Origin of the sequence: Pseudomonas sp. Leaf59, from assembly GCF_920984685.1 — a bacterium.
GTDB lineage: Bacteria > Pseudomonadota > Gammaproteobacteria > Pseudomonadales > Pseudomonadaceae > Aquipseudomonas.
Map to the genome: position 1 here is coordinate 18,834 of NZ_CAKLBR010000035.1, position 8,670 is coordinate 27,503.

General features: G+C 62.1%; 7 protein-coding genes. All 7 read left to right on the forward strand.

All coding sequences use genetic code 11. The features are described 5' to 3' along the window. Window positions 1-228: 228 nt before the first annotated feature. Entirely contained in the window at window positions 229-1,512 is a 1,284-nt protein-coding gene (locus tag LUB09_RS23615; protein WP_442964111.1) for an ABC transporter substrate-binding protein, read from the forward strand. A gap of 153 nt (window positions 1,513-1,665) precedes the next feature. After that, a complete protein-coding gene (locus LUB09_RS23620; RefSeq protein WP_057009372.1) occupies window positions 1,666-2,556 on the forward strand; it encodes a carbohydrate ABC transporter permease in 891 nt (296 codons plus the stop codon). 10 nt (window positions 2,557-2,566) lie between these two features. Further along, entirely contained in the window at window positions 2,567-3,397 is an 831-nt protein-coding gene (locus LUB09_RS23625; protein WP_003233033.1) for a carbohydrate ABC transporter permease, read from the forward strand. A 24-nt stretch (window positions 3,398-3,421) separates the two neighbouring features. Continuing rightward, entirely contained in the window at window positions 3,422-4,525 is a 1,104-nt protein-coding gene (locus LUB09_RS23630) for an ABC transporter ATP-binding protein (protein WP_209981481.1), read from the forward strand. A gap of 18 nt (window positions 4,526-4,543) precedes the next feature. Next, entirely contained in the window at window positions 4,544-6,025 is a 1,482-nt protein-coding gene (locus tag LUB09_RS23635) for a mannitol dehydrogenase family protein (protein ID WP_231423833.1), read from the forward strand. Window positions 6,026-6,101: 76 nt separating this feature from the next. Further along, a complete protein-coding gene (xylB, locus tag LUB09_RS23640) occupies window positions 6,102-7,583 on the forward strand; it encodes a xylulokinase (RefSeq protein ID WP_209981477.1) in 1,482 nt (493 codons plus the stop codon). 12 nt (window positions 7,584-7,595) lie between these two features. Beyond that, window positions 7,596-8,534 (forward strand): carbohydrate kinase family protein, encoded by a 939-nt coding sequence (locus LUB09_RS23645; protein ID WP_231423834.1) that lies wholly within the window; start codon window positions 7,596-7,598, stop codon window positions 8,532-8,534. The last annotated feature ends 136 nt before the right edge of the window (window positions 8,535-8,670 follow it).

The following is an 8,670-nucleotide window of genomic DNA, read 5'->3' on the forward strand; positions in this document are numbered from 1 at the left end:
CCTGACCTGCCCCCCTCAGCCAAACTGCCAACGAGTGCAAAAAAGTATCAGCGAACGTGCACCCAAGGATTTGTCACAAGCGCATTTCAGGGCTGTAATCAACGCACACTCTTCCTGACTACCTGTAGGAAGACACAACAACAATAACTGTCCTTCTGCAGCCCTCTGGGCGCGGAAATGGAGTGCGCGATGAAGTTCACAGCGAAAGCACTGCTTGTCTCTACCTGCATGACAACCTGCATGACCCTCAGCGCCGTCAGCTTCGGCGCCCAGACCCTGACCATTGCCACCGTCAACAACAGCGACATGATCCGCATGCAAAAGCTCTCGAAAACCTTCGAGGCCGAGCACCCGGAGATCAAGCTGAACTGGGTGGTGCTCGAAGAAAACGTACTGCGCCAACGCCTCACCACTGACATCGCCACCCAGGGCGGGCAGTTCGATGTGCTGACCATCGGCATGTACGAAGCTGCACTGTGGGGCGCCAAGGGCTGGCTGGAGCCGATGAAGGACCTGCCGGCTTCCTACGACCTGGATGATGTATTCCCTTCGGTGCGTGACGGTTTGTCGGTCAAGGGTTCGCTGTACGCCCTGCCGTTCTACGCCGAAAGCTCGATCACCTATTACCGCACCGACCTGTTCAAGGACGCCGGGCTGACCATGCCCGAGCACCCGACCTGGAGCCAGATCGGCGAATACGCGGCCAAACTCACCGACAAGTCCAAGGAGCAGTACGGCCTGTGCCTGCGCGGCAAGGCCGGCTGGGGCGAGAACATGGCGCTGATCACCACCCTGGCCAACGGCTACGGGGCGCGCTGGTTCGATGAAAAGTGGCAGCCCGAGTTCAACGGCCCCGAGTGGAAGGACGCGCTGAACTTCTACGTCGACAACATGAAGAAATCCGGCCCGCCGGGTGCTTCGAGCAACGGTTTCAACGAAAACCTGGCGCTGTTCAACAGCGGCAAGTGCGCGATCTGGGTCGATGCCAGCGTGGCCGGCTCGTTCGTCACCGACAAGACCCAGAGCAAAGTGGCTGACCATGTCGGCTTCACCTTCGCCCCCCACGAAAAAACCGACAAGGGCACCTCGTGGCTGTACTCCTGGAGCCTGGCGATTCCAACCAGCTCCAAGGCCAAGGACGCCGCCAAGGTGTTCACCAGTTGGGCAACCTCCAAGGAATATGGCGCACTGGTCGCCAAGACGGACGGCATCGCCAATGTACCGCCAGGCACGCGTGCCTCGACCTACAGCGATGAGTACATGAAGGCCGCACCGTTCGCCAAGGTGACTCTGGAATCGCTGAAAGTCGCCGATCCGACCAAGCCGACCCTCAAGCCGGTGCCGTACATCGGGATTCAGCTGGTCACCATTCCCGAGTTCCAGGCGATTGGTACGCAAGTGGGCAAGTTCTTCTCCGGTGCCTTGACCGGTCAGCAGACGGTCGACCAGGCACTGGCTGCCGCGCAGACCACCACCGAGCGTGAAATGAAGCGGGCGGGTTATCCCAAATAAACTGGGAATACCACAGTAAATGTGGGAGGGGGCTTGCTCCCGATAGCAGTGGATCAGCCAACTGATTCATCAACTGATACACCGCTATCGGGAACAAGCCCCCTCCCACACTGACCGCACTCCGATTCATGCTCCGCACTGGTCCTGATTGCCATGAATACAACACCCAAAAACCGTCTGGCCAACCCTGGCTGGTTTCTCGTCAGCCCTTCGGTGGCCTTGCTGCTGCTGTGGATGATCGTACCGCTGGGCATGACCCTGTACTTTTCACTGATCCGCTACAACCTGCTCTACCCCGGTGAAAACCAGTTCGTAGGGCTGGAGAACTTCACCTATTTCGTCACCGACTCGGGGTTCCTGCCCGGCGCCACCAACACCCTGTTGCTGGTGGGCAGCGTGCTGTTGATCAGCGTGGTGTTTGGCGTGTTGATCAGTGCCCTGCTCGAGGCCAGTGAGTTCCTCGGCCGTGGCCTGGTGCGGGTGATGCTGATTTCGCCGTTTTTCATCATGCCCACCGTCGGTGCGCTGATCTGGAAAAACCTGATTTTCCACCCCGTGTCGGGGATTCTCGCCGCCGTGTGGAAGTTCTTCGGCGCCGAACCCGTGGACTGGCTGGCGCACTACCCGCTGTTGTCGATCATCATCATTGTGTCGTGGCAATGGCTGCCCTTCGCGATTCTGCTGCTGATGACCGCCATGCAGTCCCTGGACCAGGAGCAAAAGGAAGCCGCGCGCCTGGACGGTGCCGGCGCCATCGCGATTTTCTGGCACCTGACCCTGCCGCACCTGGCCCGCCCGATTGCGGTGGTGGTGATGATCGAAACGATCTTTTTGCTCTCGGTGTTCGCCGAAATCTTCACCACCACCAACGGCGGCCCCGGTTACGCCTCGACCAACCTCGCCTACCTGATCTACAACCAGGCGCTGGTGCAGTTCGACGTGGGCATGGCCTCGGCCGGCGGCTTGATCGCCGTGGTCATCGCCAATATCGCGGCGATCATCCTGGTGCGGATGATCGGCAAAAACCTGACTGACAAGCCTTGAGGGCCGCGCCATGACGCTTCAACAATCCCGCCGCCTGCAAAGCCTGTTGCTCGGCACGCTGGCCTGGGCCATCGCGATCCTGATTTTCTTCCCGATCTTCTGGATGGTGCTGACCAGCTTCAAGACCGAAATCGACGCGTTCGCCACCCCGCCGCAGTTCATTTTCACGCCGACGCTGGAGAACTACCTGCACATCAACGAACGCAGCAACTACTTCGCCTACGCGTGGAACTCGGTACTCATTTCGTTCAGCGCCACCGCCCTGTGCCTGCTGATCTCGGTACCGGCCGCCTACTCCATGGCGTTCTATGAAACCAAACGCACCAAGGGCACGCTGCTGTGGATGCTGTCCACCAAGATGCTGCCGCCGGTGGGCGTGCTGATGCCGATCTACCTGCTGGCCAAGAGCTTTGGCCTGCTGGATACGCGCATCGCGCTGATCATCATCTACACCCTGATCAACCTGCCGATCGTAGTGTGGATGGTGTACACCTACTTCAAGGACATTCCCAAGGACATCCTCGAAGCCGCGCGCCTGGACGGCGCCACCCTGTGGCAGGAAATGGTTCGCGTGCTGCTGCCGATCGCCAAGGGCGGCCTGGCCTCCACGGTGCTGCTGTCGCTGATCCTGTGCTGGAACGAGGCGTTCTGGTCGTTGAACCTGACCTCGTCCAGCGCAGCGCCGCTGACGGCGTTGATCGCCTCCTACTCCAGCCCCGAAGGTTTGTTCTGGGCCAAATTGTCCGCCGTCTCGACCCTCGCCTGTGCGCCCATCCTGATCTTCGGCTGGATCAGCCAGAAGCAGCTGGTGCGTGGCTTGTCCTTCGGCGCCGTCAAATAATAATTGCAAGCGGAGGCCCATCTCATGGCCAACCTGAAAATCAAGAATCTGCAAAAAGGCTTCGAAGGTTTCTCGATCATCAAAGGCATCGACCTGGAAGTGAACGACAAGGAATTCGTGGTGTTCGTCGGCCCTTCGGGCTGCGGCAAGTCCACCCTGCTGCGCTTGATCGCGGGGCTTGAAGAAGTGAGCGAAGGCACCATCGAACTGGACGGGCGCGACATCACCGAAGTGACCCCGGCCAAGCGCGACCTGGCGATGGTGTTCCAGACTTACGCGCTGTACCCGCACATGAGCGTGCGCAAGAACATGTCGTTTGCCCTGGACCTGGCCGGCGTCGACAAGAAGCTGGTGGACAGCAAGGTCAGCGAAGCGGCGCGCATCCTCGAACTCGGCCCGTTGCTGGAGCGCAAGCCCAAGCAACTGTCCGGTGGCCAGCGTCAGCGCGTGGCGATCGGCCGCGCAATCGTGCGTAACCCAAAGATTTTCCTGTTCGACGAACCGCTGTCCAACCTCGATGCCGCGCTGCGCGTGCAGATGCGCCTGGAACTGGCGCGCCTGCACAAGGAGCTGCAGGCGACCATGATCTACGTGACCCACGACCAGGTGGAAGCGATGACCCTGGCCGACAAGGTGGTGGTGTTGAACAGCGGGCGCATCGAGCAGGTCGGCTCGCCGCTGGACCTCTATCACCAGCCGGCCAATCTGTTTGTGGCGGGTTTCCTCGGCACACCGAAAATGGGCTTTCTCAAGGGCAAGGTCACGCGGGTCGAATCGCAGAGCTGTGAAGTGCAACTGGACGCCGGCACCTTGATCAACCTGCCACTCAGCGGCCCGACCCTCAGCGTCGGCAACGCGGTGACCCTGGGCATTCGCCCGGAACACCTGGAAATCGCCGCAGCGGGCCAGACCACCCTGACCGTCATCGCCGACGTCGGCGAGCGCCTGGGCAGCGACACCTTCTGCCACGTCATCACCTCAACAGGCGAGCCGCTGACAATGCGGATTCGCGGCGACATGGCCAGCCAATACGGCGAGACCCTGCACCTGCACCTCGACCCGGCGCACTGCCACCTGTTCGACACCGACGGCGTGGCCGTGGCCCGCCCACTGCGCGCTGCCGCCTGATTTCGCGAGTATCTTCTGATGAAACTGAATAAGCAGAACCTCACCCTGTTGGCGCCGCAAGTGAAAATCCCCGCCTACGCCATTGCCAGCACTACGCAGGGCATCGCGCATATCGGCGTAGGCGGTTTCCACCGCGCGCATCAGGCGTATTACACCGATGCGCTGATGAATACCGGCGTTGGCCTGGACTGGAGCATCTGCGGCGTCGGCCTGCGGGCCGAGGACCGCAAGGCCCGCGACGACCTGGCCAGCCAGGATTACCTGTTCACCCTCTATGAGCTGGGCGACACCGACGACACCGAAGTGCGCGTGATCGGCTCGATCAGCGACATGCTGCTGGCCGAAGACGGCGCCCAGGCGCTGATCGACAAACTGGCCGACCCCGCCATTCGCATCGTCTCGCTGACCATCACCGAAGGCGGCTACTGCATCGACGACAGCACTGGCGAGTTCATGGCGCACCTGCCGCAGATCCAGCATGACCTGGCCCACCCTGCGGCACCGACCACCGTGTTCGGTTTTATCTGCGCGGCGCTGACCCAACGCCGCGCCGCCGGCACCCCGGCGTTTACCGTGATGTCCTGCGATAACCTGCCGCACAACGGCGCCGTCACGCGCAAGGCGCTGCTGGCGTTCGCCGCCCTGCACAATGCCGACCTGCACGACTGGATCAAGGTCAACGTGAGTTTCCCCAACGCCATGGTCGACCGCATCACGCCCATGACCAGCAGCGCGCACCGCCTGCAACTGCACGACGAGCACGGCATCGACGATGCCTGGCCGGTGGTGTGCGAACCCTTTGTGCAGTGGGTGCTGGAAGACAACTTCGTCAACGGCCGCCCGGCCTGGGAAAAAGTCGGGGTGCAGTTCACCGATGACGTCACGCCCTATGAAGAAATGAAGATCGGCCTGCTCAACGGCAGCCACCTGGCGCTGACCTACCTGGGCTTTCTCAAGGGTTACCGGTTTGTGCACGAGACCATGAATGACCCGGTGTTTGTGGCGTACATGCGTGCCTACATGGACCTGGACGTCACGCCAAACCTGGCGCCGGTGCCGGGCATCGACCTGACCGCGTACAAACAGACGCTGGTGGACCGCTTCTCCAACCAGGCGATTGCCGATCAGTTGGAGCGCGTGTGTTCGGATGGCTCGTCGAAGTTTCCCAAGTTCACCGTGCCGACCATCAACCGTTTGATTGCCGATGGCCGTGAGACCGAGCGGGCAGCACTGGTGGTCGCAGCCTGGGCGTTGTACTTGAAGGGCGTGGATGAGAACGGTGTGAGCTACAAAATCCCGGATCCGCGTGCCGAGTTCTGCCAGGCACTGGTCAGTGACGACGCGCTGATCAGCCAGCGACTGCTGGGGGTGGAAGAGATTTTCGGCAAGGCTATTCCCAACTCACCCGCGTTTGTGGCAGCGTTCGAGCGGTGTTATGCAAGTTTGCGCGATCATGGCGTCACTGAAACCCTGCAAAACCTCCTGAAGAAACCGGCTTAAAACTGTGGGTGGGGGCTTGCCCCCTCCCACATTGACCGCATTTCAATCCAATAATAAGACTGCTGAGCACTCCCTCATGACCCAGCAAAACCTGTTCCTCGGCATCGACTGCGGCACCCAGGGCACCAAGGCCATTGTCCTCGACGCGGCCACCGGCAAGGTGCTGGGTCTGGGCGCCGCCGCACATACCCTGATCAGCGGCGCCAATGGCCGCCGCGAACAGCACACCCAGGAATGGCTGGATGCGTTCACCGAAGCCACCCACCGCGCCCTGCAACAGGCCGGCGTGGACGGCCGCGACATCCTTGGTATCGGCGTTTCCGGCCAGCAACACGGCCTGGTGCTGCTCGACGACGAGGGCCAGGTACTGCGCCCGGCCAAGCTGTGGTGCGACACCGAAACCGCACCTGAAAATGACCGGTTGCTGCAACACCTAGGCGGCGAACGCGGTTCGCTGGAGCGCCTGGGGGTGGCGATTGCGCCCGGTTACACCCTGTCCAAACTGCTGTGGACCCGCGAACAGCACCCGGATGTGTTCAGCCGCATCGCCCATATCCTGCTGCCCCACGACTACCTGAACCATTGGCTGACCGGGCGTGCCGTGGCGGAATACGGCGATGCGTCGGGCACCGGTTATTTCAACGTGCGCACCCGTGAATGGGATGTTGCGCTGCTCAAACACATCGACCCCAGCGGTCGCCTGGAAGCGGCCCTGCCCGAGCTGATCGAAGCCGACCAGGCCGTGGGCACGATCCTCCCCGCCATCGCCGAACGCCTGGGCATCAACCCCCACGCCATCGTCTCCAGCGGCGGCGGCGATAACATGATGGGCGCCATTGGCACCGGCAATATCGCGCCGGGCGTGATCACCATGAGCCTGGGCTCATCGGGCACTGTCTACGCCTTTTCGGATCAGCCCAACATCAGCCCCCAGGCCTCGGTGGCGACTTTCTGCTCTTCCAGCGGCGGCTGGCTGCCGTTGATCTGCACCATGAACCTGACCAACGCCACCGGAGTGATTCGCGAGCTGTTCGAGCTGGACCTGGCGGCCTTCAACGCCCTCGTCGCGCAGGCTCCGATTGGCGCCGACGGCGTGAGCATGCTGCCGTTTCTCAACGGCGAGCGCGTACCCGCCCTGCCCCATGCCACCGGCAGCCTGCACGGCCTGACCATGACCAACCTGACCCGCGCCAACCTGTGCCGCGCGGTGGTCGAAGGCACCACCTTCGGCCTGCGCTACGGCCTCGACCTACTGCGCGAAACCGGCCTGCAAAGCCAGCGTATCCGCCTTATCGGCGGCGGCTCGAAAAGCCCGGTGTGGCGGCAGATGGTTGCCGATATCATGAACACCGAAGTGATTTGCACCGAACAACCCGAAGCCGCCGCCCTCGGCGCGGCGATCCAGGCGGCGTGGTGCCAGAGCGGCGAATCCCTGGCCAGCCTGTGCGACAAATGCGTCAGCGTCGACCCGGCCAGCCGCACGTTGCCGGTGGCGGCCAATGTCCTTGCCTGTCAGCAGGCTTACGAACGCTATCAACAGCACGTGGCAACCCTTTAAGAGCGAACGACTATGTATCTGGTGTGTGGTGAAGCGCTGTTTGATTTTTTCAGCGAGGAAGAGGTCGGCGGGCAGGCCGCCAAGCTCAATTACCGGGCGATTGCCGGCGGCTCGCCGTTCAACGTGGCGGTCGGCCTGCGCCGTCTGGGCATCGAGGCCGGGCTGTTTGGCGGGCTGTCCACCGACTTTCTGGGACGCCGCCTGTTGCAGGCGCTCAAGGACGAAGGCGTCAGCGAGCGGTTTCTGCTGGAGTTCGCCGCGCCCACCACCCTGTCGATGGTTGCAGTGGGGGCCAATGGCTCACCGCAGTACAACTTCCGCGGCGAGGGTTGCGCCGACCGCCTGCTGGAAATCGACCATCTGCCACAATTGGGCGATGAAATTCGCGGGCTGCATGTGGGTTCGTTTTCGCTGGTGGTGCAGCCGATTGGCGATACCCTGCTCGAGTTGGTAAAGCGTGAAAGCGGCAAGCGCCTGATCAGCCTCGACCCCAACGTGCGCCTCAACCCGCAGCCGGATATCCAACTGTGGCGCCAGCGCGTGGCGCAACTGGCGCAGCATGCCGACCTGATCAAGGTCAGCGACGAAGACCTGCACCTGCTCTACCCCGAACAATCGCCGGAAAGCGTGCTGCAGGACTGGTTGCAGCACCGCTGCCAGCTGGTGTTCCTCACCCGTGGCGGTGACGGTGCCAGTGTGTTCAGCCGTGAGCATGGCACCTGGTCGCAACCGGCGATGAAGATCGTGATGGCCGATACCGTGGGTGCCGGCGACACCTTCCAGGCTGCGTTGATTGCCTGGTTGACCGAGCATCAACTGGACTCGGTGCAAGGCCTGCACCAGCTGACGCGCGATCAGATCGACGCGATGCTGGGCTTTGCGATTCGCGCCTCGGCCTTGACCTGCACCCGGACTGGGCCCGACCTGCCGTACCGTCTGCAGCTGGACTGACCCTGCCCGGGATCGAGTAGGAGGCGGGATTACTCCCGCCGTCCTCTCACACCACCGTACGTACGGTTCCGTATACGGCGGTTCAGGCTATGCGGTTGAGTCGGTTTATCGTATCCAGTATCGAGACCAGCCCGAG

Bases quoted from the DNA above. Each gene is read 5' to 3' on its own strand.
- LUB09_RS23615 (WP_442964111.1), top strand. From the start codon at position 229: ATGACAACCTGCATGACCCTCAGCGCCGTCAGCTTCGGCGCCCAGACC.
- LUB09_RS23620 (WP_057009372.1), top strand. From the start codon at position 1,666: ATGAATACAACACCCAAAAACCGTCTGGCCAACCCTGGCTGGTTTCTC.
- LUB09_RS23625 (WP_003233033.1), top strand. From the start codon at position 2,567: ATGACGCTTCAACAATCCCGCCGCCTGCAAAGCCTGTTGCTCGGCACG.
- LUB09_RS23630 (WP_209981481.1), top strand. From the start codon at position 3,422: ATGGCCAACCTGAAAATCAAGAATCTGCAAAAAGGCTTCGAAGGTTTC.
- LUB09_RS23635 (WP_231423833.1), top strand. From the start codon at position 4,544: ATGAAACTGAATAAGCAGAACCTCACCCTGTTGGCGCCGCAAGTGAAA.
- xylB (WP_209981477.1), top strand. From the start codon at position 6,102: ATGACCCAGCAAAACCTGTTCCTCGGCATCGACTGCGGCACCCAGGGC.
- LUB09_RS23645 (WP_231423834.1), top strand. From the start codon at position 7,596: ATGTATCTGGTGTGTGGTGAAGCGCTGTTTGATTTTTTCAGCGAGGAA.